Below are 24,737 nucleotides of genomic sequence, written 5' to 3'. Positions count from 1 at the left end.
AGCATTCACAGGCGCCTTTGTGTTTCCACTCCGTAAATCTGTTCTCGCTATCGCCCAGCACGCCCGTAAGGAATTCGTATAGCGTTTCGCGCTATTAACCTGACGGCCGCGAATCGGCCATCTCTACCCTACTCAGCGCGAGATGTCCAATGGCTGAGATCACTCCGATCGAGACTCTTGCATAGATCGAGCGACAGGTATCGACCCCCGAAAAGCCGCTGCTACCAGGCACTTCGACCAGTCGGATGGGCTATCACAGGTTGGTCACGGCACTGGGCAACCGATCAGTATCACCACAGGTAGGTGGTTTTGTAAATAGCGAGGATGTTAATTCTCTAATGTGCACGTATTCGGCTCGAGTCGAATGAAGCTATTGACTCGAATTCGTTGTCCGACCTAACGTACGTCATCGCCGTCGTTGGCGTCGTGTCGAATTGCGGAGCCGACGAAGTGCGATCGCCGGGCCACGGCGATGCGGCCACCTGTTTGCCACCAGCACCGCTCGACAATGCCGACGAGCTCGCACCATGAGGAGTTCACCATGCCTATGCCGACCCACCTCCCAGGTCCGAACGCCGATGTCTGGGATTGGCAGATGCGCGGATCCTGCCGCGGCCAGGACTCCGCGGTGTTCTTCCACCCGGACGGCGAACGCGGCCGTGCCCGGGCCCAGCGCGAGCTACGCGCCAAGGAGATCTGCAAGTCCTGCCCGGTGCTGCTGCAGTGCCGGTCGCACGCGCTGAAGGTCAGCGAGCCCTACGGCATATGGGGCGGCATGTCCGAGACCGAGCGCGAGCTACACGCCCGCCGCAACCGCCGGCGCATCGTCGCCTGACCCACCCGTTCTGCGCTCCAGGCAAACTCGCGTGACTGGTGTTCACCAGCGGTATCGCTGAGGCCGGCGACCGGGCGGGCTCGAGATTCCTCCCATCCGACAGCGATGGCGTGCCGAATGTCTAGCAAACACCCGGCACCGCTCGAGAGGGTCGGCGACGACCGGCGTCACGTCATGTCTCGAATGTCATGTATGCGACGTTTCGGTGAATGGAAAGCCACTCTGCCACAGTCTCTTTGCCGATACCCCCACGCGAGAGGAGGTTATAGCGGCACGCTACCCTCGTGGCCGATGACACAGAACGGAGCGTTGTGACAGCGCGGCCGCCTGCCGCAGAGGGCAACTCGTTCCAGAGCTCGAGGGACGGAGGGGCGGAAACGCCCAGCGTTGACTCTGTGGTGACGGCGCGCGCAGCCGAAAGTCTGGAACTAGCCGCACTCCTCGAGCGTTGCGGGCAGTCGGATCAGCAGGCGTTCGCCGAGCTGTACGACCGCACCAGCGCGAGAGTGTTCGGCCTGGTTCTACGCGTGCTACATGATCCGGGCTATGCGGAGGAGACCACGCAGGAGGTCTATCTCCAGATCTGGCGCACGGCAGCCAACTTCGACCCGTCCAAGGGCTCGGCCGTCACCTGGTTGATGACGCTGGCCCATCGGCGCGCGGTCGACCGGGTTCGGGCCGAGCAGGCGCACGCCCTGCGCGAGGTCGCGTACGGCACCAGCACTCTCGGCAACGAATTCGACGAAGTCACCGAGGAGGTCGGGCGTCGGCTGGAACAGCAGGCGGTGCTCGCCGGCCTGGCGACGTTGACGGAGACGCAGCGGGAAGCCATCTCCCTCGCGTACTTCGGCGGACGCACGTACGCCGAGGTCGCAGCCCATCTGGGCGTGGGGTTGCCGACCGTTAAGTCCCGTATACGGGATGGATTGACACGACTCAAGAAAAGTTTGGGAGTGACGTGAGATGAACGAAAGCCAGATCGATCTCGCGCACACTGTCGCGCTCGGATCGATCGGCGACGAAGATCAGCGCGCAGTGGCGGACCTTTTGGATACCGACGATGCTGTACTGCGCGCCGCCTTCACCCAGGAAGTGCAGCAGACCCGAGAAGCCATCATGCTGGCCGCGTCCGCGGTGGCCGTACCGCCACCGCCCGCGCTCCGCGATCGCCTTCTCGCCGCGATAGCCACAGACCAGGCACCGCCGAACACGATCCACCGCTCCCACTCCGGTCTCCACCACGGAAACGGCCGCTCCCCCAGTCCGATCCACGACTGAGAGCTCATTTCCCGAAGTAAGAGGTCCAGAACCCGTCACACCCGCGAGGCCAGTTTGCATGCCGCCGATTCAGGTCGCCCGACCGGTTTCGGCTGCATGCTTTGCCGGTAAAGACCGATTCGTATGCGACTCCTCAGCATCCTCATTCGCTCCTACCGCCGTGGCCTCGCGGGACTGGCCGCTCTCACCCTCGTCGTCGGGGGCCTCTACGCCTTCACCGACTCCCATTCGGGCGATCTCCGGGACCCATCCCCCGCCATCCCGCTCCCGCCCGTCTCCGGGCCACTGGGCCCGAATTGGCTGACGCCGTCACCGACCGACTCCTACCCGGGCCCACGCTGACGAACTCCCCGGCGCGCTGACTCCCGCGCGGATCCGAAAACCGCCGCGGGCCCGCATACGCGGACCGATACCTCGCGGCGGTCGGATTCCGTTCGGGCATTCGAACTTTCATGGAACGAGGCCGGCACTGCCTCGGTGGACAGGGCGCGGCGGCCCGAAAATGACAGTGGCGCAATGCAGTCCGGGCGAGATCACAGCAACCCGGGCATCACTATGGCGATGCGGGCGTCACCATGGCAGTGCGGGCGTCACCCATGGCGGTGCGGGCGTCGCCATGACAGTGCGGGGCGTGGCGCAGTCGCGCCGACGGCCGGATCGCGCCGGAGGAAGTCGGGTGGCGCGGTTGGGGTTCGGAGACGGCGAGGCCCCCGGACAGCGGGCTGTCCGGGGGCCTGAGCTGACGTCAGCGGGGCTGGGTCAGTGGGCGTGGCCGTGGTGCGCGTCGGCGGGCTCGTCGACCGGCTTGTCGACGATCGCGGACTCCGTGGTGAGCACCATGCGGGCCACCGAGGTGGCGTTCTCCACCGCGGAGCGGGTCACCTTCACCGGGTCGATGACGCCCTCGGCGACCAGGTCGCCGTAGGTGAGGGTGGCGGCGTTGAAGCCGTGCTTCCCGTCGGTCACCTTGGACACGACGACCGCGCCGTCGACGCCGGCATTGCTGGCGATCCAGAACAGCGGCGACAGCAGAGCCTGACGCACGACCTCGACGCCGGCCGCCTCGTCACCGGACAGCGAGTCGCGCAGGGCGTTCAGCGTGGACGCGGCCTGCACCAGGGCGGTGCCACCACCGGGGACGATGCCCTCGGCGACCGCGGCCTTGGCGGACGCGACGGCGTCCTCGACGCGGTACTTGCGCTCCTTGAGCTCGGTCTCGGTGGCCGCGCCGACCTTGATGACGGCGACGCCGCCGGCCAGCTTGGCCAGGCGCTCTTCCAGCTTCTCGCGGTCCCAGTCGGAGTCGGTGTTCTCGATCTCCTTGCGCAGCTGGGCAACTCGCCCGTCGATGTCGGCCTGCGAGCCCGCGCCCTCGACGATGGTGGTCTCGTCCTTGGTGACCACGACGCGGCGGGCCTTGCCCAGCACGTCCAGGCCGGCCTCACGCAGGGTGATGCCCAGGTCCGGGTTGACCACGGTGCCGCCGGTGACGATGGCCAGGTCGTCCAGGAACGCCTTGCGGCGGTCACCGAAGAACGGGGCCTTCACGGCGACGACCTTGAGGGTCTTGCGAATCGCGTTGACCACCAGGGTGGACAGCGCCTCGCCGTCGACGTCCTCGGCGATGATGACGACCGGCTTGCCCGACTCCGCGATCTTCTCCAGCAGCGGCAGCAGGTCCGGCAGGGAGCTGATCTTCTCGCGGTTCAGCAGGATCCACACGTCCTCGTAGACCGCCTGCATGGTCTCCGGGTCGGTGACGAAGTACGGGGACAGGTAGCCCTTGTCGAACTGCACGCCCTCGGTGATGGCGACCTCGGTCTGCAGACCCGAGGACTCCTCGATGGTGACGACGCCGTCCTTGCCGACCTTGGTCAGCGCCTCGGCGACCAGCGCGCCGATCTCCTCGTCACGCGAGGACACGGTGGCGACCTGCGCGATGGCTTTCTCGCCGTTGACCGGGGTGGCGGCGGCCTGCAGGGCGGCGGTCACCGCGTCGGCGGCCTTGCTCATGCCCTTGCCCAGGGTCATCGGGTTGGCGCCCGCGGCAATGTTCTTCAGGCCGCCCTTGATGAGGGCCTGCGCCAGCACGGTGGCGGTGGTGGTGCCGTCGCCGGCGACATCGTTGGTCTTGGTGGCGACGCTCTTGACCAGCTGCGCGCCCAGGTTCTCGAACGGGTCCTCGAGGTCGATCTCACGGGCGATGGTCACGCCGTCGTTGGTGACGGTCGGGCCGCCGAACGCCTTGGCGAGCACCACGTGCCGGCCGCGCGGGCCCAGGGTGACCTTGACGGCGTCGGCGAGCTTGTCGACGCCGCGCTCCATCGCGCGACGAGCCTTCTCGTCGAACTCGATCTGCTTTGGCATGTACCTACTCCTGAAATGAGTTGGGTCGGAACGCACTCCGCCCCGGGCCGGTTGCTGTATTGGCAGCTGCGACTCCGGGGCGGTGTCTTGGAGCGTTCTTACTTGGTGACGACGGCCAGCAAGTCGCGAGCCGACAGGATCAGGTACTCCGCACCGTTGTACTTGATCTCGGTGCCGCCGTACTTGCTGTAGATGACGACGTCGCCTTCCTTGACGTCCAGCGGAATCCGCTTCTCGCCGTCCTCGTCCCAGCGACCCGGACCCACGGCGATGACGGTGCCCTCCTGGGGCTTCTCCTTCGCCGTGTCGGGGATGACCAGGCCGGAGGCGGTCGTCGTCTCGGCCTCGTTGGCCTGGACGAGGATCTTGTCCTCGAGCGGCTTGATGTTCACGCTCGCCACGTTGAGCCCTCCACTTTCAGGGGATTCGTCGCGTCCGGGGCTGTTCCCCGGACTCACGGTTTCGGTCATGTGTGACCCCTGCGCAATCAGCCCCGTCGTCGCGGGTGCCGGGACCCCTGCTCAGTAGTCATCAGCTGGCACCTCAGCACTAACCCAGTGCCAACTAGCACTCTATACACGGGAGTGCCAGCGCTCAAGGCCGGGCACTGCTACTCGGCTCCCGGCATTACCTGTAACCCCGCTGGACAGCACGGCAACACCGCTGGACAGCGCGACTCGCCGACACGACGGCCCGGGAATCTGAGGTCTTCCAAAGAAATCCGAAAATCTGTAACGTTCGGATAACGGATTGTGACACCATTGACGGCGGCCACGCGACGAGACCGAATCGGTCCCGCCACGTGCACCGTCGAGAGTTTCACAACTGCTTCACCCCGCTAACCGCGCGGCAACCCCTGCGCGCGGGCTCGAGAAGAGAGCTAGACCGCAAGTGATCAGTGGCAGGTCCGGATGCCCCATCGGACATGGGCCCGCCGCGATCCGAAGCTCGGCGACGTCCGCTACCCATTGGGCGCGTCCGGAGTCCGTTCGAGATGGTCGTCTCCACCCGGACCATCCGCTCGAAGGGAGGTGAACATGCGAACATCCCTCGGCATCTCCGCCGGGAGCGAGGTGGTGTGCTCGGCGACGGTCGCCACCGCGCCCAACGGCGCCCAGAACTTCGACTACCGCGTCGTGACGGCCGATACCGCCCACTCCGACCTCGGTGATCTGGTGGCCTCCTCGATCGAATTGATGACCACCCAGATTCCGCGCGACAGCGTCTATCCGGTCGGCGCCCATCCGATCGCCCGCGGCAACGGCCACCGCGAGCCCGACTCGGCCCCGCCCGGTGACATCGCGGTCGCCTACCGGGACCGGGAGCAGGCCCAGATCATCCGCTCGGCGATCGGCCGGCAGCGGCACGGCGTCCAGCTCATCCCGGAGAGCACCGCGGCCCTGGCCTATCTGCGGCACACCGGCCTGCTGGACCGCTGGAACACGGTGGCAATCATCGACATCGGGGCCACCGGCACCACGGTCACCGTGGCCGACCACGCCGACGACACCGTGCTGCGCACCGAGCGCACCAACGCCATCAGCGGCAACGCGATCGACGAGCTGATCCTGCAGCACCTGCTGGACTGCCACCTGTCCCGCCGCGGCATCCGCCCCAATCGGGGCATCCTGCTCCACCGCAGCCGCGCCGCCAAGGAGCACCTGTCGGTGGTTCCGGCGGTCACCATCGACCATGTGGCCGGGCAGCCGCTCAAACTGACCCGGGTGGACTTCGAGGAGATCGTCGCCGACCTGCTGCGCGAGCTGGCGGTGTTCTCCCGTGCCGTGTTCTCGCGCGCCCCGAAGTTTCCGGAGGCGGTCGCCGTGATCGGCGGCGGCGCCAATGTGCCGATCATGGTGGTGGGGCTGGAGCGCGAGCTCGACGTGCCGGTCGTCACCGTGCCGGAGCCGGAGGCCGCGATCGCGAAAGGCGCGGCGCTGGTGGCGGATTCGACCACGCCGAGCGGCAGCTTCCCGGTCATCGGCCTGGGCTCGGACGCGCCGATCGGCACCTTCACCAAGCTCGCGGGCACGCTGGCGGGCGCGATCGTGGTGGTCGGACTGATCGTCGGGTACGGGGTCAAGGAATTCGTGGTGCCCGAGCCGCAGAACACCCACTACTCGCCCTCCACGACCGGCCCGCAGCAGCCGGTCCCGCAGACCACGCCGACGGGTCCTTCGGGCGGCTCCACCAGCACCACGACCACCCAGCGCCGCACCACGGCCGCAGCTCCGACGCCACTGACCGGTTCGGCCGGCGGCGCGCCCATCGCGCCCAGTAGCACCGCCCAGCCGCCGCTGCGCCCGGATCCCGACCTACCCCAGATCCCGTTCCCCGCGGATCTCCCCCGCCTGCTCGGGCCGCTGCTCGGCACCTCGCTGCCGCCGGCCGAGTCGCCCCGCCTCTCCGAGACTTCAGCGGCCGGCTGAGAGCCGTCGACGGTCGCGTACCCGTGCCGGCGGTTGAGTGCCGAACCGAGTTCGGCCGTACCCGATGAGTTATCCCGAACGTCACGAAATCGGTTGTCGCCTCGGCATTCGCCAAACCGCCCACGACCTTTCGCAGGCGGCGTTTACAGGTGGCTGGTGGAGACTGGAAGGCCGGGGTCGGTGGCGACGCTGAGCTCGGAAGGCTCTGCGCCGCCGGCGATCACATGGGCGCCGAGGGTGGCGATCATGACGCCGTTGTCGGTGCACAGGCGCGGCTTGGGGACGCGCAGGGTGATACCGGCTGCGGTGCAGCGCTCTTCGGCCATCGAACGGATGCGGGAGTTGGCGGTCGCGCCGCCGCCCAGCACCAGGGTGTCGACGCCGGTGTCCTGGACCGCGCGCACCGCCTTCATGGTGAGCACATCCGCCACGGCCTCCTGGAAGGACGCCGCGATATCCGGGATGGGCAGCTCGCGGCCTTCCCGTTGCGCCGCTTCGACATAGCGGGCGACGGCGGTCTTCAGCCCGGAGAAGGAGAAGTCGTAGCGCGGGTCGCGGGGGCCGGTCATGCCGCGCGGGAAGGCGATGGCGCTCGGATCGCCCTCGGTGGCAATGGAATCCAGCACCGGCCCGCCCGGGTAGCCGAGTCCGAGCAGGCGGGCCACCTTGTCGAAGGCCTCGCCCGCGGCGTCGTCGACCGTGCTGCCCAATTCGGTGATGGGGTGGGCGAGATCGGTGACCTGCAGCAGGTGGGTGTGCCCGCCGGACACCAGCAGCGCGACCGCCGGGGGCATGGGACCGTGTTCGAGGGTGTCCACGGCCACGTGCCCGCCCAGGTGATTGAGCGCGTAGAACGGGATATCCCAGGCCGCCGCATAGGCTTTCGCCGCCGCGACGCCCACCAGCAGCGCGCCCGCGAGACCGGGGCCGATGGTGACGGCGAGGGCGTCGGGCTTGCTGATGCCGGCCGTGGCCAGCGCCCGGCGCATGGCGGGCACGATGGCCTCGAGGTGTGCGCGGGAGGCGATCTCGGGCACCACGCCGCCGAAGCGGGCATGCTGGTCCACGCTGGAGGCGACCTCGTCGGCGAGCAGTTCGCATGTGCCGTCGGGCAGTCGGCGCACGATGCCGACTCCCGTTTCGTCGCAGGAGCTTTCGATACCCATGACGATCATGACGAGACCTCGGCGTCGGTGGTGAATCCGTCCTGCGGGAAGCCGGCCATGGCGGGTCGCCGCATGGTGTACGCGTCGGCCCCGCTGGGCTGGTAGTAGTTCTTGCGCAATCCGATGATGTGGAAGCCGTGCTTCTCGTAGAGCGTGATGGCGGGCGCGTTGTCGGTGCGGACCTCGAGGAACACCGGCCCGCCGCGGCGCCCGGCCTCCAGCAGCAGCGCCTCCAGCAACAGGGTGCCGATGCCGCGCCGGTGCTCGGCGGGATCGACGCCGATGGTGTGGACCTCGGCCTCGGGATGTTCGGCGGTGCCGAGCAGTGCGATGCCCGCGTAGCCGATCATGCGGCCGTCGGTGTCGCGCGCGGTGATGTAGCGGTTGTGCGGACCGGCCAGCTCCGACAGGAACGAAACCTCGTGCCAGGGATCGTCCTCCGGGAACAGCACCTGCTCGAGTTCGGCGCAGCGGGTGACGTCGGCAGGCCGCATCGGTTCGATGCGGATGGTCATCGGCCCACCTGCGCGTAACTCTTCTCGACGGCATCGGGGCGGCGCAGGTACAGCGGCACCAGCGGCGCGGGCACGACGCCGGCCAGGATCTCGGCGGCGGCGCAGCGCACCAGGCCCGCCGGGGACGGCGTCTCGACCGGCAGCACCGGCAGATCGAAATAGTCGACGTGCGAAGCGGATCCGGCGATCACGGTGGCGGCGGCCTGATCCAGATCGGCGGGCTTGCTCACCTCGGGTCCCTCGGACCGCGTCAGGGTTCGGCCCCCGGCCGCGGTGCGGTAGCGCGCCCAGTACACCTCGCGGCGGCGGGCGTCGGTGACGACCAGCAGCTCGATCGGGTCGGCGCTCTCACGCAGATAGCTTTCGGTGTCGGTGGCGATGGCGTCCAGGCTGCACACCCCGTACACCGGGACGCCCAACGCGTCACCGAAGGCGGCCGCGGTGGCCATGCCGACGCGCAGTCCGGTGAACGGCCCGGGCCCGACACCGGCCACGACAGCGGCGATATCGGCACGGGAGCGGCCGGATTCGGCGAGGCAGGCCAGGATCTGCGGGGTCAGCACCTCGTTGTGCGCGCGAGCGTCCACGGTCACCTTGGCGGTGATCGTGGTGATCTGCGGTGCGTTCGACCCGGGTTGCGCCGGTTCCAGTTCCACCAGTCCCGCTGTGACGGCGGGGGTCGCGGTGTCGACAGCCAATATCAGCATGATTGTCTTTACGATACCGGGTGGTACAGCCCACTCGGCGTGGTGTCTGCCTGCGGGAACTTACCGGCGCATCCGGGACTTTTCCGGTCCGGTTTCAATTCGCGGCGACCCACTCCCATTCGGCGGTGCGCACATCGGACTCGGGTTCGCGGCGCAGCTGTACGCGCAGATGGCGATCGGACAGGTGTTCGGCCACGCCCAGCCCCCATTCGACGACCACCACGGCGTGGTCGAGATCGGTGTCCAGGTCGAGGGCGTCGAGTTCGTCGAGGTCGCCGCCGAGCCGGTAGGCGTCCACGTGCACGAGGGCCACCGCACCCGGGTGGGTTCCGGCGCGGTGCTGGCGGGCGATGATGAAAGTCGGTGAGCTGACCCGTCCTTCGACACCCAGGCCGGCGGCGATGCCCCGGGTGAGCGCGGTCTTGCCCGCGCCCAGCGGGCCGTCGAGGATGACCAGATCCCCGGCCTGCAGTTGTTCGGCGAGCTCGCGGCCCAGCGCCTCGGTGTCCTCGACGGTGACGAGCGTGCGGTGATCGGTCACCGGTCACCGCCGACGTGGGTACGGACCACGCGGCCGCGGGGGTAGCAGACGATCTCGTAGTTGATGGTGCCGAGCGTGTCGGCCCACTCCTGGGCGTGCGGGTGCCCGGGCTCACCACCGAACAGCACCGCGGTGTCACCCGCCCGGACCCCGGCTTCGTTCTCGCCCAGGTCCACCACGATCTGATCCATGCAGACCCGGCCGATCTGCGGGTAGCGGACGCCGCCCAGCGCCACCGAGAATCGGCCGCCCAGCAGGCGCGGCACGCCGTCGGCGTAGCCGGCCGGAACGAGGGCGACCGTGGTGTCGCGGTCGGCGGTCCACTCGTGGCCGTAGGACACGCCCTCCCCCGCCGCGACCCGTTTCACCCGGAGCACCCGGGCGCGGAAGGTCATGGCCGGACGCAGGCCGAAATCGGACAGCTCCGGGATCGGTGACAGGCCGTACACGGCGATGCCGGGGCGCACCATGTCGAAGGCGAGGTCCGGACGGGTCAGTGCGGCAGCGGAATTCGCCAGGTGCACCAGTTCCGGCTGCAGGCCGTGCTCCTTGGCGGTGGCGATGAACTCCAGGAACCGTTCGCGCTGCATGTCATTGACCGGATGCTGCGGTTCGTCGGCGAGCGCGAGGTGGGAGAAGATGGCGCGGAAGCGCACCGTCTCCTCGGCCACCAGCCGCCCGAGCAGGTCGAGCACCTCGGGGAATTCGGCGGCGGGGATGCCGTTGCGGTTGAGCCCGGTGTCCACCTTGAGACTCACGGTGGCGGTCCGGCCGAGCTCCCGCGCCGCCTTCGCCACGCCCTCGAGCTGCGTGAGCGCGGAGACGCCGATTTCGATATCGGCGGCGATGGCGTTCGCGTAGTCGGTGTCGGAGGTGTTGAGCCAGCACAGGATCGGTGCGGTGATCCCCGCGGCCCGCAGCTCCACCGCCTCGCTGACCGTGGTGGTGCCGAGTTCCCGCGCGCCCGCCGCCAGGGCCGCCCGCGCCACCTCGGCCGCACCGTGGTTGTACCCGTCCGCCTTGACCACGACCATGACCGCGGCGTCCCCGGCGTGCTCGGCCAGGATTCGCACATTGTGGGCAATGGCATCCAGGTCGACGACGATCTCCACCTGTGGGTCTGGCTTGTTCTCCACCTGTGGGTCTGGCTTGTTCACGCCCTCGATACTGCCACCCCGCCTCCCCGAGCCTTCAGCGGACAGCTGAGAGCCGTTGACCGTCGCGCACCCGTGCCGGCGGTTGGGTGCCACACCGATTTTGGGCGTACCCGGTGAGTTACCCGGCCCTCACGAAATCAGTTGTCACCTTCGCAACGGCAATCGCCGCTAACGTGGCGGACAACGATCCATCGCTTGCCGGGAGCAGCGGCAGCCGGACGGCCGGGGTGGGGATGCGGCCCTGGGCGGCCAGAACCGCCTTCACGACAACGGGATTGGGTTCTGTGAACAGGGCGGCGGCCAGCGGAGCCAGGCGGTTGCCGAGTTCGCGGCCGGATTCCAGTTCGCCCCGGCGCCAGGCGGCGATCAGGTCGGTGTAGGCGGCGGGGGCGACATTGGCGCAGGCGAGAATCGCGCCCGACGCGCCCAGGGCCAGCAGCGGGGCGGCATACAGATCGTCGCCCGCGAGCACCGAGGTGTGGCCGGGCACCCGGGACATGAAGGCGATCGTGGTGTCGTCGATGCCGCCCGCGGTGTATTTGAAGCCCGCGACATTCGGCAGTTCGGCCAAGCGGAGCAGGGTGTCGGCGCTGAGGTTCAGGGCCGTGCGGTAGGGGATGTGGTAGATCAGCAGCGGCACGGGGCTGGCGGCGGCGAGGGTCCGGAAATGTTCCACCACACCGGCTTCCGACGGACGCAAGTAGTAGGGGACGACCGCGAGGGCGGCGGTGGCGCGCGGGTCGAGGGCGGCGAGGGCGCGCGCTGAGTCGAGGGTCGTGTTGGAGCCCGCGCCGACGATGAGGACGGCGGCGCGCTCGCGGCAGACGTTCGCGCAGATGTCGATGACCCGAGCCTGCTCGGCCGCGGTCAGGGTGGCGGGTTCGCCGGTGGTGCCGAGCGCGACCAAGCCCGCCGCGCCCGCGTCGAGGACCTCGTGGGCGAGCGCTTCCAGGGCGTCCGCGGCCAGGTCGCCGTCGGCGGTGAAGGGCGTGACCAGGGGCACGTACAGGCCGGTGAATGTCATGTGACCAGCGTGATCGATGCCGGGCTTCAGGTCTATTTCACGTTTCTTCGCCCGAGCGTAAGATCAGCTGATGCTGGATGTCCGCCGTCTGCGCCTGCTCCGCGAGCTCGCACACCGCAAGACCATCGCCGCGGTCGCCGAGGCCCTGTCCTACACGCCCTCGGCCGTGTCCCAGCAGCTCACCGCGCTCGAACGGGAGGCCGGGGTGCCGCTGCTGGAACGTACCGGGCGCAGCGTCACCCTGACTCCGGCCGCGCTGCGGCTGGTCGAGCACGCCGAGACCATTCTGGCCGTGCTGGAACAGGCCACCGCCGAACTCGCCTCGGCCCGAACCGAGCTCACCGGCACGCTGCGTATCGGCGCGTTCCCGACCGCCGTGCACGCCATCCTCTCCCCCGCGCTGGTGTCGCTGAGCCGAGACCATCCGCGGCTGGAACTGCTTGTCACCGAACTGGATCCGGCCGCCGCCCCCGCCGCCCTGCGGGCCGAGACCCTGGATATCGCGCTGCTGCAGGAGTACGACTACGTTCCCCTCGCACCCGAACCCGGCCTCGACACCGAGCCGCTGTTCGAGGAAACCATCCACCTGGCCGCCCGCGAGCCCGGACCGCTTGCCGCGCAGTCCGATTCGCCGTGGATCGCGGGCACGCCCGGGACCCTCTGCTACGAGATGACCGTCCGAGCCTGTCTCGCCGCCGGCTTCACCCCACGCATCCGCCATCACGCCGACGACTTCGGCACCGTCCTGGCGCTCGTCGCCGCAGGCCAGGGTGTGGCACTCGTCCCCGACCTGGGCGCACTCTCGACACCCCCGGGCATTACCCTCACCGCGCTACCGACCCGCCGCCGCACCCACCTCGCCTACCGCAGCGGCACCGGCGCCCATCCGATCGTCACGGCCGCGCGCACCGCCCTGCGTGCCGCCGCTACCGGTGCGGCTGCGTGAAGTCGTCGGGATGGAACAGCGCGTAGCCGACGACGAACAGGACGACCTGGAGCCGGATCAGCCACACCCCCGCATGCGCCGCCGCCAGCCGCCAGGGCATGGCGTCGCGAATCACCAGCAGCGCCAGCGCGATCAGCACCACGGCCCACAACTCCGCCGCGAGCAGCGCCATGCCGGCGAGGTCCGTCGCCGGGCTGAGCACCGCCGCGACCACCAGGACCGCCACCACGACGACATGCCAGAGGAACCAGACGAGCAGATTCGGCTCGCCGGCCCGGTCGGAAGCCAGCAGCCCTGACCAGCTCGGCAGCCAGTCACCTTGCAGCCGATCCTTCCACTCCTGCCAGACGGTTGAGTAGAAGAGCACGCTGAACATGAACAGCACCGGAACGACGCCGGCCAGGCCCCAGTACGTCGCATACGGAATGGACTTCACCGCAAGGTCTTCCATGACCTGGTCTCCTCCCCCCGGAATCCCTCATTCTGGCCTCGGCGCGGCATGGCGCCAAGACACCGAATTCTGGGGATCACCAGTGCCGGAAGATCAGGCGGCGAGCTCCCGGAGGGTGCCGATGGCCTCGCGGACGTGGGAGAGCAACGGGGAGGCGGAGATCGGGGCTCCCGCGGACGTGGTGGCGTGCGCGGCGAGATTCGCGGCCAGGGAGTGGGCGCGGGCCGCGGCCGCGGCGGCCCAGGACGGGTGGAGGCCGCGGGCCAGGAGAGCGCCGACGATGCCGGACAGGACGTCACCGGAACCGGCGGTGGCGGCCCACGAGCCACCCGCCTCATTGACGAAGACCGGGACGCCCGGGCCGGCGATCAGCGTGGCGCGGCCCTTCAAAAGCACTGTCACCTGCCAGGATTCGGCGAGTTTGCGCACGGCGGCGACACGGTCGGGGCCGGGTTCGGCACCGGTCAGGCGGGCGAATTCGCCGGCGTGCGGCGTGAGGACGGTCGGGGCGGCGCGGCCGGTCACCAGACCGGGTTCGGCGGCGAGCAGGGTGAGGCCGTCGGCGTCCACCACCACGGGCAGGTCGGTGGCCAGGATCTCGGCCAGCCGGTCGCGGGCGGCGGCGTCGGTGCCCACGCCCGGGCCGAAGACCCAGGACTGGACCCGGCCGGTCGCGGAAATGGTCTCGGCGGCAATCACTTCCGGTAAATGGGCGAGGACCTGTTCCGCGCCGGTGCCCGCGTAGCGCACCATGCCCGAGGTGGCGGCGACCGCGCCACCCGTGCACAGCACGGCGGCGCCCGGATAGGTGCCGCTGCCCGCGCAGACGCCGGTGACGCCCTGCGTGTACTTGTCGTCCGAGGGGCCCGGGACCGGCCAGCCCGCGCCGACCGCCCGCGGTTCCAGCGCGATGAGATTCGCCTCGGGCAGTCGTAATCCGATGGGCACCAGCTCGATTCGGCCGCAGTGCGGTGCGGCGAGGGCGTGCACCGGCTTGCGGGCGCCGAAGGTGACGGTGACGTCCGCGCGGACGGCCGGACCGGTCACGGCTCCGGTATCGGGATCGACGCCGGAGGGGAGGTCGGCGGCGACGATCGGACAGCGCACGCCCGCAACCAGTTCGGCCGCCACCGGGCGCAGCGGGCCACGTCCGGAGATGCCGACGATGCCGTCCACCACCAGATCCGGCGCGCCCAGCAACTGACCGACCCGATAGGGCACGGAGGTGCCGGTGTCGACGGCGAGAATCCGCCCGCCCGCCCGGCGCAAGGCCGTCAGGCCCGCCGCGTGGGCGCGCTCCGGCACCAGCAGGACCGCCCGCACCGCGACCCCGCGCCGCCGCAGGAACGAGCCCGCCCACAGCGCGTCGCCGCCATTGTCGCCCGACCCGACCAGCAGGGTCACCGCGCGACCGGCGACGCCCCCGGTGCGTTCGCGCAGCTCCCGCGCCACCACGTCGGCGAGGCCGAAGGCGGCCCGCCGCATGGGCATTCCCTCGGGCACCCTGGTGAGCAGCTCGGCCTCCGCGGCCCGGACCTCGTCGGCCGTGTAGTACCCGCGCACCGCCGGTGCGGTCATGATCGCCTCCCGGATGTGATTGCCTGCGCTTCAGGAGACTACGCCTGGGGAGCCGCGGCGCAGGTCAGCGCGGTGCCCGCGAATGGCGCGCTATCGCCGGGTACTAACCTGGCTGGCATGTCGATCCGTCGCCAGTCGTCTTCGCGTGTCCTGCTTCTCGTCGCCGTCGTGGCCGGAGCGCTGGTGGCCGGGGGCTGCTCGTCGGAAAGCTCGAAGACCGCGGCCACCTCGACGACGGCCGCTCCGGCCGCCTCCGCGACGGCCACCACCACCGGTCCGGCGGTTGCCGCCGCAGTGACCGTCGAGGTGAAGGACATGAAATTCTCCCCAGCCGACATCACGGTCAAGGCCGGGGACACCGTGACCTGGAAGTTCGACGACCGCGCCCCGCACGCCGTGCAGGGCATCGGCGATGTCGCGCTGGGCATCAACAGCCCGATCATCCACAAGGGCGAGTGGAGCCACACCTTCACCACGCCCGGCACCTACCGCTACCTGTGCCCGCTGCACCCGGACATGAAGGGCACGGTCACCGTCCAGTAGCCGCGCGGCTACTCGACCGTGACGGACTTGGCCAGGTTGCGCGGCTTGTCGATGTCGTAGCCGCGGGCCTGCGCCACCTCGGCGGCGAAGATCTGCAGCGGAACCGTGGACAGCAGCGGCTGGTACAGCGTTGGGGCCGACGGGATTTCGATCAGGTGGTCGGCGAACGGGCGCACGGTGTCGTCGCCCTCCTCGGCGATGACGATGGTGCGCGCGCCGCGCGCCTGGATCTCCCGGATATTGCTGAGCAGCTTGGAGTGCAGCACCGCGCGGCCCTTCGGGGAGGGCATGACCACGAAGACCGGCAGCCCGTCCTCGATGAGGGCGATCGGGCCGTGCTTCAGCTCGCCCGCCGCGAAACCCTCGGCGTGCATGTACGCCAGTTCCTTGAGCTTCAGCGCGCCCTCCAGGGCGACCGGGTAGCCGACATGGCGGCCCAGGAACAGCACGGTCGGGACGTGCGCGAACTGGCGGGCGATCTCCCGCACCCGGTCGGCCGACTCCAGCACCTGGGCAACGAGTTTCGGCATGGACTCCAGTTCGGCGAACTCGCGCGCCACCTCGTCCGGATACTTGGTGCCCCGCGCCTGCGCCAACGCCAGGCCGACCAGATAGTTGGCGGTGATCTGGGCCAGGAACGCCTTGGTCGAGGCCACGCCGATCTCCGGTCCGGTGCGGGTGTAGAGCACCGCATCGGACTCGCGCGGGATCTGCGCGCCATTGGTATTGCAGATGGCCAGGACTCGCGCCTTCTGCTCCTTGGCGTGACGCACGGCCTCCAGCGTGTCGGCGGTCTCGCCGGACTGCGAGATGGCGACCACCAGGGTGGAGCGGTCCAGAACCGGGTCGCGGTAACGGAATTCGCTGGCCAGCTCGACCTCCACGGGCAGCCGGGTCCAGTGCTCGATAGCGTACTTGGCCAGCAGGCCCGCGTGATACGAACTGCCGCAGGCGACCACGAAGACCTTGTCGAACTCGCGCAGCTCCTGATCGGCCAGCCGCTGCTCGTCCAGAATGATCCGGCCGCCCGCGTAGTGACCGATCAGAGTGTCGGCGACGCCGGCGGGCTGCTCCTGGATCTCCTTGAGCATGAAGTAGTCGTGGCCGCCCTTCTCGGCGGCGGCCAGATCCCAGTCGATGGTGAACGGACGGAACCGGACACCGTCGGTCGCGCCGGTGAAGTCGGTGACCCGGTAGCCGTCGGCGGTGATGACCACGGCCTGGTCCTGGCCGAGTTCGACTGCCTCCCGGGTGTGTTCGATGAAGGCGGTCACATCCGACGCGATGAACATCTCGCCTTGGCCGACACCCACCACCAGCGGGGTCGAGCGGCGGGCGGCCACAATGGTGCCCGGGTGGTCGGCGTGCGAGAAGACCAGGGTGAACGCACCCTCCAGGCGGCGCACCACCGCGAGCGCGGAGCCGACGAAATCACCGGCGGTGTCCCCGGCCGCGTAGGCGCGGGCCACCAGGTGCACCGCCACCTCGGTATCGGTGTCGCTGCCCAGCTCGACGCCCGCCGCCTCCAGCTCACGGCGCAGCGGGGCGAAGTTCTCGATGATGCCGTTGTGCACCACCGCGACCCGGCCCGTGCCATCGCGATGCGGGTGGGCATTGCGATCGGTCGGCGCGCCGTGCGTGGCCCAGCGGGTGTGACCCATGCCGGTCGATCCGGCGAATCGGTCCCGGCCGGTCTCGGCGAGCTCCGCCTCCAGATTGGCCAGGCGCCCGGCCTTACGCTCCACCGCAAGGCCGCCCGCGCCGTTCAGGATCGCCACTCCCGCGGAGTCGTAACCTCGATATTCCATGCGGCGCAACGCATCGACCACCACGCCGAGCGCATCCCGGTACCCCACATACCCCACGATTCCGCACATGGCCCCCTAGCCTAATGGGGTAGCCGCGCCGGACATATCCGAGTCGATGTCCGACCGGGCGAAACGCCCCAAGCCCGCCCCCATCGGATAGGTTCTAGACCGTGTCGGCGTCTGTGAAATCGCTCCTGAGCACTCTGACCCTGCGTGGCCCGCACGAGGTGCTGCGCGGGAATCTCGGCATCGCCGGGCTGCCCGGCGTGGTGTACACGCCCGGGAAGGGACTCAACCTGCCCGCGGTGGCGTTCGGGCACGGGTGGCTGACCGGGGTCGGCAACTACCGCCGGCTGCTGGAGCACCTGGCCTCCTGGGGTTATGTCGCCGCGGCGCCCGACACCGAACGCGGACCCATCCCCTCGCACCTGAACCTCGCGACGGATCTGCTGACCACGCTCGACATCTGCGCCGGGGTGCGGCTGGGCGCGGGCAATGTCAGCGTGGATCCGAAGCGGCTCACCCTGGCCGGGCACGGCATGGGTGCGGGCGCGGCCGTCATCGCCGCCTCCCAGCGCGACGTCGCCGCCGTCGCGGCCCTGTACCCGTCCCCCACCGCGCCCTCCGCCGAGGCCCTCGCCCCCAAGATCGACGCTCCGGCCCTGATCCTGGCCGGCGCCACCGATATCGACTCGGTCAGCTCCGACGCCATCCCGCTGGCCGCTGCCTGGGGCGAGGGCGCGATCCTGCGCTCGCTCGACAAGGCCGGCCACAACGGCATGATCGAAGGCCGCCGCGCCCTCGCCGCCCTCGGCGCCGGCAAACACGAACCCAAAACCGAACGCCTCACCCGAGCCCTCCTGGTCGGGTACCTCAACTACACCGTCCTCGGCGACAAGAAGTACAAGCCCTTCGCCGACCCCGAAGCCGCCCTCCCCCACACCCAGCTCGTGGACCCCAACGCCATCGAGGAAGAGCCCGAGCAGCCCCAGAAACTCCCGGTCCTCCAACTCATCCAGGCCCTCCGCAAGTAATCCGGGGCGGCCAACGCACGCTCGGCTCGAGCGATTCTGCGGGCGGCACAGCCGGTTCCCTCGCTGGGGCGCTCGACGCCTCCCTCGGCACTCTCCGCCGCCCGTCCGGACTCCCCAGCGCGGGAGCCGGATTCACGGGCGGGCCAAGCGACCGGGTCCCCGCTTACGGCAGCATACGGCGCCGGGACCGGTGCTTGCACGAAGTCCGGAAAGCACCGGCAGGACGACGATTACGGCACGAGAGGTTCGGTGGTCTCGGGTATTTCGAGACCTCCCTCCGGGATCTCCAGCGGCGTGTGCGGCTCCGCTGACCAGGGCGTGGAGTCGGCGAGTGGCGCGTCGGATCCGGGTTGACCCGTAGCTGTTGGCGGCGCGGGGTTTTCGAGCGGGTGCGCGGGCACGAGCGGCTGGTCGGTCGGCGCGGGCGGGGTCGGCGGCGCGCAACCGCCTGCAGTCTGCTGGTCCGGAGTGGGATCGGGGGTGGGCGGCTGGGTGCAGCCCGGCGGCGCACCGTCCCCGGCGGCGGGTGGGGGCGGAACCTCTGGCGGCGCAGACTGATTCGGGGTGGGGTCGGGGCAGGGAGTCGGTGGAGCGGTCGGCGGGTCGGGAACTGTGCAGGTGCGGGGTACGCAGTCTGGACCGGGCGTTGCGCCGCCATCTGTCGTGGGTGGCGCGTCCGCCTGGGTGGGTGGGGTCGGGTCCGGGTGGGCATCACTGGCAGGTGCGGTGGGGGTGTGGGCGGGGTCATAGGTGGTGAGGACGGGGGTGCCGTTCTGATCGAAAGACAATGTGTAGGTGTTGGTTTGGCCCGACTCATCGGTCATGGCGAGGGTAAGGTCGCCGGTGGGGCTGCGTTCGAGGACGAAATGCTTTCCGGACAGGTCGAATTCGAGTCCGCCAGACGGGAGGGCCGGGTTCTCTGAGTGATCCGGCTCGGGCTTGGGATCGGTTGCGGGCTCGGGTTCACCGGGCGATGGCGACGTTTGGCCCGTAAGCGAGCCGAGCTTCTCGATGGCGGCGGAAATGCCCTGCTGGAGGCCCTTTTCGAGCTGGGTGAGAGTGTCTTTCAGAGTCCGGCCGAACTGGTCGGATCGCTGCTGGGCCAGGTCCGGGGCTGCTGCGGTTCCAGTGTCCGCCGAGCCCGCGGAACCACCGGGCTCCGCACCGCTGAGGTCCGCAGCGCCGGCCGGTTGCGTCCCGGCGGCCGGTGCGGTGGAACCCGCTCGGCCAGGCAGGGATTCCGGCGGGACGGTAGACGGCTGGGCTCGATCCGGAGACTGCGGATGGGCCGGGTCGGGTGTGGTTGCCCCACCCGATGACGGCGGGTATCCAGGCGGGACGACCGGCTGCGACGGCTGGGGGTGCGCTGTTGGCGGCGTTGTCGCTGGGTACGACTGCGACGCTGGAAGGGGCTGGGTCGTGGGAATACTCGGGGCCGGGTTCTCCTCGGGCCGGGGCAGCAGGGCTTGGGCCGGTTGTGGGTAGGGATGGTCGATGACCTGGGCCAGGGCCGTGACGATGGTGCGGTAGTGGGATTCGAAGGTCTCGTTGGTGGCGGCGCAGGCGGCGGTGAAGGCCGCGAGTTTGTGATCGACGTCGGCACGGAACGTGCCGGTGAGCCAGGGGTCGGTGGTGTCGAGGGCGTCGATGTCGTCCGGGGTTTTGCCGTCGATGGCGAGGCGGCCTTCGCCGTCCGGAGTGGGTTCGAGCAGGGCGAGGGTGTGTTCGGCCTTGGTGAGGACCGAGTCGCGGAGGGGGTCCAGGGCGGCGGCGATGGCGGTGGAGGCGGTGCGGATGGTGTCGAGATCGTCGCGGGCCTGGCGCAGTTGGGAATTCACGATGGTGAGCGCCTCGGCGCCGGTGGCGCCGGTCCAGACGGTTGGCAAGGCTTGCGCGATCGCCCGGTGCGACGACCAACGCGACTCGGCATCCGTGAGCACTCTGTCCAGTTCGGTTCGGGCAGTGTCGAATTCGATGAGATCAGCGCCGCGCTGCTCGTCGTAGCGGGCATAGAGGTCGGCGAGGCCGAGCCCCTCCGGCACGCCGAATGCCTTGGTGTACAGGGGCAGAAAGTGTTCCCAGTACTGGAGGCCGGGCGCACCGTAGTCGAGAATCTGGTCGACGCTCTTGCCGGTCGGGTCGAAGCTCATCGGCCCACCCGCGTGAGTGCGGTGGCGTATTCACGGTCCAGGCACGCGTATTCGGTGGCGGCGCGGTCGAACACCTCGGCGGTGGCGGAGGCGGCCGCACCCCAGTACCGCAGGCAGGCGGCCGCGCGCTCGAAGCCCTGGTGCACGGCAATGCCCTGGGCGGAATAGTTGCGCCCGGCTTCGTCCCTGCCGATGCCGAAGGCATGATCGCCGACCGTACGGGCATGCCGCCCCAGGGCCGCCGCATTGTCGCGCAAGGTGGTGGCCCCGTCGTGCAGGGCCGCAATACGCACGCCGAAATCGCCGGATTCACTCATTGCTCCCCCTCGAATCCCGATGCCGTGAAACCCCCGCCGCCCCGGCTATGTGCCGCCGAGGTGTCCTACGTCCATGCGCACCCACTCGGTGGTGCCGTCCGGATTGTGGTGGAACTCCCAGGCCGAGAAGTCCCCGCCGCTGTCCACCACGGTCACATGATCGGCGTAGCCGTCGTGATCCAGATCCGTCCATACCTGCATGGCGTGATCGGTGCTGGTGGTCACGGTGTCCAGCAGGCCGTCACCGTCGAGATCCTGCGTGGGGTGCGATAACTCGACCGCGCCGAGCCCGCCGAGCTCCGTGTGCGCGTCGAGATCCGGCAGCTCCAGTCCGGGCAGATCACCCGATGTGACCATGGTGTGCACTCCTCCGCTGTGACGTGGCTCTCATCCTGTCACTTTGCCGAGGCACCCGCATCACCCTCGATCACGAATGTGGACAACTCGCGGCCTGTGCACAACTCACTGCTTCGGGATCACGATCCACAGCGCGATGTAGACGAGGAACTGCGGCCCGGGCAGCAGGCAGGACGCCACGAACAGGGCGCGAACGAGGTTGGCGTTCCAGCCGAAGTACTGGGCGAGGCCGCCGCACACGCCGCCGATCCATTTGTCGTTGGCGGAGCGGGTCAGTCGCTTGGGGGCCGGAGTCGGAAACTGTGTCGTCATGTCTCCCACTGTGCCCAGTTCGATCTCGGTGCACATCGGTCGCGTGCCCCAATACGACCCTGAACTTTCCGAGGGCCGGAGTCAGGGTGCCACCCCGAACACGGCAGAATCGCCCTGGTGAGCACCACTCTGCATGCGCGCGGCCTGGCCGCCGGACACGGTGAGCGGATTCTGTTCTCCGACCTGGACCTGATCCTCGCCCCGGGCGACGTGATCGGGCTGGTCGGCGTGAACGGCGCCGGGAAGTCCACCCTGCTGCGCATGCTCGCCGACGGTCGCGCCCACGAGGGCGAGATCGTGCTGAGCCCGCCCGACGCCACCGTCGGCTACCTGGCCCAGGAACCCGAACGCCTGGCCGGCGAGACGGTGCTCGAATTCCTGCGCCGCCGTACCGGTGTGGCCGCTGCCCAGCAGCTCATGGACGCCGCCGCCGAACGCCTCGCCGACGGCGGCGACGACGAGTACTCCCCCGCCCTGGAGCGCTGGCTCGCTCTGGGTGGCGCGGATCTGGAACAGCGCGCCGAGGAGGTGGCCGCCGATCTCGGGCTGGCCGAGAGCCTCCCGCACGGCCTCGACACCCCCATGACCGTGCTCTCCGGCGGTCAGGCCGCGCGCGCCGGGCTGGCCTCGGTCCTGTTGTCGCGCTTCGACATCCTGCTGCTCGACGAGCCGACCAACGATCTGGATCTCGACGGCCTGGCCCGGCTCGAGCAGTTCGTGACCGGCGTCCGCGAGCCCCTCATGGTGATCAGCCACGACCGGGAGTTCCTGGCGCGCACCGTGAATCGCATCATGGAACTGGATCTGGCCCAGCAGCAGGTCGGCGTCTACGACGGCAGTTACGAGTCCTACCTGGAGGAGCGGGCGATCGCGCGCCGGCACGCGCGCGAGGCCTACGACGAGTACGCCGACACCAGATCCGGTCTGGAAGCGCGCGCCAACATGCAGCGCAACTGGATGGAACACGGCGTCCGCAATGCCCGCCGCAAGTCGAAGGTGGACTCCGACAAGATGGGTCGCAAGGCCCGTGCGGAATCCACCGAGAAGCAGGCCGCCAAGGTCAAGCAAACCCTCAAACGCATCGAACGCCTGGACACGGTGGAGGAACCGCGCAAGGAGTGGGAGCTGCGCATGTCCATCGCCGCCGCCCCGCGCAGCGGCTCGGTGGTGGCGACCGTGTCGGGCGCCACCGTGCGCCGTGGCGACTTCACCCTCGGACCGGTGACGGTGCAGGTGGATTGGGGCGACCGCATCGTGCTGACGGGCGCCAACGGTTCCGGCAAGTCCACGCTGCTGTCCCTGCTGCTCGGAAAGGCGAAGCCGGACAGCGGATCCGCCGCCCTCGGCTCGGGCGTCGCGATCGGCGAGGTCGATCAGGCGCGCGGCCTGTTCCGCGGAACCGCCACCCTGGCCGACACTTTCAGCGCCCAGGTGCCCGACTTGAACGAGTCGGACGTCCGCACCCTGCTCGCCAAGTTCGGCCTGCGCGGCCCACATGTGCTGCGCCCCAACGACACTCTCTCCCCCGGCGAGCGCACCCGCGCCGCACTGGCCCTGCTCCAGGCCCGCGGCGTGAACCTGCTCGTCCTGGACGAGCCCACCAACCATCTGGACCTGCCCGCCATCGAGCAGCTCGAACAGGCCGTCGAATCCTTCGAGGGCACAGTCCTCCTGGTCACCCACGACCGTCGCATGCTCGACAATGTCCGGGCCACCCGCCGCTGGCACATGGACGGCGGGCAGCTCACCGAAACGCACTGACCCCGTGCTCCCGGCATGCGATTCGGCATGCCGGGGCGACAGGGGCTACTCAGACGGCGGCGACCAGCTTGGCGAGGTTGTCGGCCAGGTCATGCGCCCGGGTGAGGTCGGTCGCCTCCACCATGACGCGGACCAGCTGTTCGGTTCCACTGGGGCGCAACAGGATTCGGCCGGTATCGCCCAGCAGGCGCTCGGCTTCGGCGACGGCTTCCAGCACCGACGGCGCGGCCGCGACCGCCGCCTTGTCGGTGACCGGGACGTTCACCAGCACCTGCGGGACGGTCTGCACGATGCTCGCCAATTCCGCCAGGCCGCGGCCGGTTTCGGCCATGCGGGCCATCAGCTTCAGGCCGGTCAGGACGCCGTCGCCGGTGGTACCGAAGCGGGGGAAGACCACGTGGCCGGACTGCTCGCCGCCCAGCGTGTAGCCGCCCGCGCGCAGGTCCTCGAGGACGTAGCGGTCGCCGACGGCGGTGGTGCGCATGGTGATTCCGGCCTCGCGCATGGCGATGTGCAGGCCGAGATTGCTCATGACGGTGGCGACCAGGGTGTTCTGCACCAGATCACCGGAGTCCCGCATGGCCAGGGCGAGGATGGCCATGATGGCGTCACCGTCGACGACCGCACCGGTCGCGTCCACGGCCAGGCAGCGGTCGGCGTCGCCGTCGTGCGCGAGGCCGAGGTCCGCGCCGTGCTCGCGGACCGCGCGCTGGACCTGCTCCAGATGCGTGGAGCCACAGCCGTCATTGATGTTCAGGCCGTCGGGCTCGGCATTGATGGCGATGACCGTGGCGCCCGCCTCGCGGTAGGCGGTGGGCCCGACCTCGGAGGCCGCGCCGTTCGCGCAGTCCACCACGACGGTGAGCCCGCGCAGATCGCGGCCGGTGGCCTGGACCAGGTGCTCGACGTAGCGCTCGTGGGTGCCTTCCAGGCTGAAGCGGTCGTGCACGTCGTAGACATGCCCACCGAGTCCGGGACGGCCGAGCACCCGTCCGATCGCGGCCCCGGTGGGGCGGGTGAAGGTGCCCTCGGCGATGAGCGCCTCGATGCGGTCCTCGATGGCGTCGTCCAGCTTGTGGCCACCCGCGGCGAAGATCTTGATGCCGTTGTCCGGCATGGGGTTGTGCGAGGCGGAGATCATGACGCCCAGGCAGGCGTCGTACAGGCCGGTCAGGTAGGCGACGGCGGGCGTCGGCAGCACGCCGACCGACAGCACATCCACACCGGCGGCGGTGAGGCCCGCGGTGACGGCGGCCTCCAGCATCTCGCCGCTGGCGCGCGGGTCGCGGCCGACGACGGCCAGCGCGCGCTTCTTCCCCCGACTCAGAACCTGAGCGGCGGCGGCCGAAACCTGCAGCGCCAGTTCCGGACTCAAAGACTCATTGGCCAGCCCGCGCACACCATCGGTGCCGAACAAACGTCCCATTACCTCAACACCCCTGCTGGTTCGGTCGATACAGC

The 24,737-nt window shown here is 69.6% G+C and carries 25 protein-coding genes; 9 read left to right on the top strand and 16 right to left on the bottom strand.

Annotated features, from left to right (window positions below):
* The first annotated feature begins 541 nt into the window (after positions 1-541).
* From ACFXHE_RS10325 to ACFXHE_RS10310, 4 genes are all read left to right on the top strand, one after another.
* Positions 542-835 (top strand): WhiB family transcriptional regulator, encoded by a 294-nt coding sequence (locus tag ACFXHE_RS10325; protein ID WP_040855647.1) that lies wholly within the window; start codon positions 542-544, stop codon positions 833-835.
* A 395-nt stretch (positions 836-1,230) separates the two neighbouring features.
* Positions 1,231-1,797, top strand: coding sequence for a sigma-70 family RNA polymerase sigma factor (locus tag ACFXHE_RS10320; protein WP_379381795.1), 567 nt, complete (start codon positions 1,231-1,233; stop codon positions 1,795-1,797).
* Position 1,798: 1 nt separating this feature from the next.
* Entirely contained in the window at positions 1,799-2,113 is a 315-nt protein-coding gene (locus ACFXHE_RS10315; protein WP_379381793.1) for a hypothetical protein, read from the top strand.
* Between the two features lie 123 nt (positions 2,114-2,236).
* Positions 2,237-2,455, top strand: a complete 219-nt coding sequence (locus ACFXHE_RS10310; RefSeq protein ID WP_379381792.1) for a hypothetical protein — start codon at positions 2,237-2,239, stop codon at positions 2,453-2,455.
* Positions 2,456-2,872: 417 nt separating this feature from the next.
* Here ACFXHE_RS10310 and groL read toward each other — a convergent pair whose 3' ends face one another.
* Together groL and groES are read right to left on the bottom strand one after the other, a co-directional pair.
* Entirely contained in the window at positions 2,873-4,480 is a 1,608-nt protein-coding gene (gene groL, locus ACFXHE_RS10305; protein WP_379381790.1) for a chaperonin GroEL, read from the bottom strand.
* A gap of 98 nt (positions 4,481-4,578) precedes the next feature.
* Positions 4,579-4,881, bottom strand: a complete 303-nt coding sequence (groES, locus tag ACFXHE_RS10300; protein WP_040855536.1) for a co-chaperone GroES — start codon at positions 4,879-4,881, stop codon at positions 4,579-4,581.
* A gap of 636 nt (positions 4,882-5,517) precedes the next feature.
* Here groES and ACFXHE_RS10295 point away from each other — a divergent pair.
* Positions 5,518-6,909, top strand: a complete 1,392-nt coding sequence (locus ACFXHE_RS10295) for an Hsp70 family protein (RefSeq protein WP_379381788.1) — start codon at positions 5,518-5,520, stop codon at positions 6,907-6,909.
* 143 nt (positions 6,910-7,052) lie between these two features.
* Here ACFXHE_RS10295 and tsaD read toward each other — a convergent pair whose 3' ends face one another.
* The 6 genes from tsaD to dapA all read right to left on the bottom strand — a co-directional run bounded on the left by tsaD (position 7,053) and on the right by dapA (position 12,019).
* Positions 7,053-8,084, bottom strand: a complete 1,032-nt coding sequence (tsaD, locus tag ACFXHE_RS10290; RefSeq protein WP_379381786.1) for a tRNA (adenosine(37)-N6)-threonylcarbamoyltransferase complex transferase subunit TsaD — start codon at positions 8,082-8,084, stop codon at positions 7,053-7,055.
* Entirely contained in the window at positions 8,081-8,590 is a 510-nt protein-coding gene (rimI, locus tag ACFXHE_RS10285) for a ribosomal protein S18-alanine N-acetyltransferase (RefSeq protein ID WP_354830326.1), read from the bottom strand. Before rimI ends, tsaD begins: the two co-directional genes overlap by 4 nt.
* Positions 8,587-9,297, bottom strand: coding sequence for a tRNA (adenosine(37)-N6)-threonylcarbamoyltransferase complex dimerization subunit type 1 TsaB (gene tsaB / locus ACFXHE_RS10280; RefSeq protein ID WP_379381784.1), 711 nt, complete (start codon positions 9,295-9,297; stop codon positions 8,587-8,589). Before tsaB ends, rimI begins: the two co-directional genes overlap by 4 nt.
* Positions 9,298-9,391: 94 nt before the next feature.
* Positions 9,392-9,838 (bottom strand): tRNA (adenosine(37)-N6)-threonylcarbamoyltransferase complex ATPase subunit type 1 TsaE, encoded by a 447-nt coding sequence (gene tsaE, locus ACFXHE_RS10275; protein ID WP_379381782.1) that lies wholly within the window; start codon positions 9,836-9,838, stop codon positions 9,392-9,394.
* Positions 9,835-11,004: an alanine racemase gene (alr, locus tag ACFXHE_RS10270; RefSeq protein WP_379382096.1), complete on the bottom strand. Its 1,170-nt coding sequence runs from the start codon at positions 11,002-11,004 to the stop codon at positions 9,835-9,837. Before alr ends, tsaE begins: the two co-directional genes overlap by 4 nt.
* A gap of 109 nt (positions 11,005-11,113) precedes the next feature.
* Positions 11,114-12,019 carry a 4-hydroxy-tetrahydrodipicolinate synthase gene (gene dapA / locus ACFXHE_RS10265; protein WP_379381780.1) on the bottom strand — a complete coding sequence of 302 codons (906 nt, stop codon included), beginning with the start codon at positions 12,017-12,019 and terminating at the stop codon, positions 11,114-11,116.
* Positions 12,020-12,089: 70 nt separating this feature from the next.
* Here dapA and ACFXHE_RS10260 point away from each other — a divergent pair, with 70 nt between their 5' ends.
* Complete coding sequence (locus tag ACFXHE_RS10260; RefSeq protein WP_379381778.1) at positions 12,090-12,965, top strand: LysR substrate-binding domain-containing protein; 876 nt, start codon at positions 12,090-12,092, stop codon at positions 12,963-12,965.
* Here the strand turns inward: ACFXHE_RS10260 and ACFXHE_RS10255 are convergent.
* Complete coding sequence (locus tag ACFXHE_RS10255; protein ID WP_379381777.1) at positions 12,946-13,416, bottom strand: hypothetical protein; 471 nt, start codon at positions 13,414-13,416, stop codon at positions 12,946-12,948. The genes ACFXHE_RS10260 and ACFXHE_RS10255 overlap by 20 nt on opposite strands.
* A 93-nt stretch (positions 13,417-13,509) precedes the next feature.
* The gene (locus tag ACFXHE_RS10250) at positions 13,510-14,979 is read right to left on the bottom strand and encodes an NAD(P)H-hydrate dehydratase (RefSeq protein WP_379382094.1); all 1,470 of its coding nucleotides are present in this window, start codon (positions 14,977-14,979) and stop codon (positions 13,510-13,512) included.
* Between the two features lie 132 nt (positions 14,980-15,111).
* On the opposite strand from ACFXHE_RS10250, the gene ACFXHE_RS10245 reads away from it, so the two are divergent.
* On the top strand, positions 15,112-15,537 hold the full coding sequence (locus ACFXHE_RS10245) for a plastocyanin/azurin family copper-binding protein (RefSeq protein WP_379381775.1): 426 nt from the start codon (positions 15,112-15,114) through the stop codon (positions 15,535-15,537).
* 8 nt (positions 15,538-15,545) lie between these two features.
* Here the strand turns inward: ACFXHE_RS10245 and glmS are convergent, their stop codons facing one another.
* Positions 15,546-17,414, bottom strand: coding sequence for a glutamine--fructose-6-phosphate transaminase (isomerizing) (gene glmS / locus ACFXHE_RS10240; protein ID WP_379381773.1), 1,869 nt, complete (start codon positions 17,412-17,414; stop codon positions 15,546-15,548).
* A 101-nt stretch (positions 17,415-17,515) separates the two neighbouring features.
* Between glmS and ACFXHE_RS10235 the strand changes: the two genes are divergently transcribed.
* The gene (locus ACFXHE_RS10235) at positions 17,516-18,379 is read left to right on the top strand and encodes a dienelactone hydrolase family protein (RefSeq protein WP_364605397.1); all 864 of its coding nucleotides are present in this window, start codon (positions 17,516-17,518) and stop codon (positions 18,377-18,379) included.
* Between the two features lie 230 nt (positions 18,380-18,609).
* Here the strand turns inward: ACFXHE_RS10235 and ACFXHE_RS10230 are convergent, their stop codons facing one another.
* The 4 genes from ACFXHE_RS10230 to ACFXHE_RS10215 form a co-directional block, all read right to left on the bottom strand.
* Entirely contained in the window at positions 18,610-20,529 is a 1,920-nt protein-coding gene (locus ACFXHE_RS10230) for a hypothetical protein (RefSeq protein WP_379381772.1), read from the bottom strand.
* Positions 20,526-20,846 carry a hypothetical protein gene (locus ACFXHE_RS10225; protein WP_379381770.1) on the bottom strand — a complete coding sequence of 107 codons (321 nt, stop codon included), beginning with the start codon at positions 20,844-20,846 and terminating at the stop codon, positions 20,526-20,528. Before ACFXHE_RS10225 ends, ACFXHE_RS10230 begins: the two co-directional genes overlap by 4 nt.
* Before the next feature lie 45 nt (positions 20,847-20,891).
* A complete protein-coding gene (locus ACFXHE_RS10220) occupies positions 20,892-21,203 on the bottom strand; it encodes a DUF6802 family protein (RefSeq protein WP_364605403.1) in 312 nt (103 codons plus the stop codon).
* A 105-nt stretch (positions 21,204-21,308) separates the two neighbouring features.
* Positions 21,309-21,515 carry a PspC domain-containing protein gene (locus tag ACFXHE_RS10215; protein WP_379381768.1) on the bottom strand — a complete coding sequence of 69 codons (207 nt, stop codon included), beginning with the start codon at positions 21,513-21,515 and terminating at the stop codon, positions 21,309-21,311.
* 117 nt (positions 21,516-21,632) lie between these two features.
* Here ACFXHE_RS10215 and ACFXHE_RS10210 point away from each other — a divergent pair, with 117 nt between their 5' ends.
* The gene (locus ACFXHE_RS10210) at positions 21,633-23,276 is read left to right on the top strand and encodes an ABC-F family ATP-binding cassette domain-containing protein (protein WP_379381766.1); all 1,644 of its coding nucleotides are present in this window, start codon (positions 21,633-21,635) and stop codon (positions 23,274-23,276) included.
* Between the two features lie 49 nt (positions 23,277-23,325).
* Here the strand turns inward: ACFXHE_RS10210 and glmM are convergent, their stop codons facing one another.
* Positions 23,326-24,702 carry a phosphoglucosamine mutase gene (gene glmM, locus ACFXHE_RS10205; protein WP_379381764.1) on the bottom strand — a complete coding sequence of 459 codons (1,377 nt, stop codon included), beginning with the start codon at positions 24,700-24,702 and terminating at the stop codon, positions 23,326-23,328.
* Between the last annotated feature and the right edge of the window lie 35 nt (positions 24,703-24,737).

Source organism: Nocardia sp. NPDC059229 (assembly GCF_042754165.1).
GTDB lineage: Bacteria > Actinomycetota > Actinomycetes > Mycobacteriales > Mycobacteriaceae > Nocardia.
The sequence above is the reverse complement of the archived record's forward strand: the minus strand, read 5'-3'. Positions and strand labels throughout refer to the sequence as shown.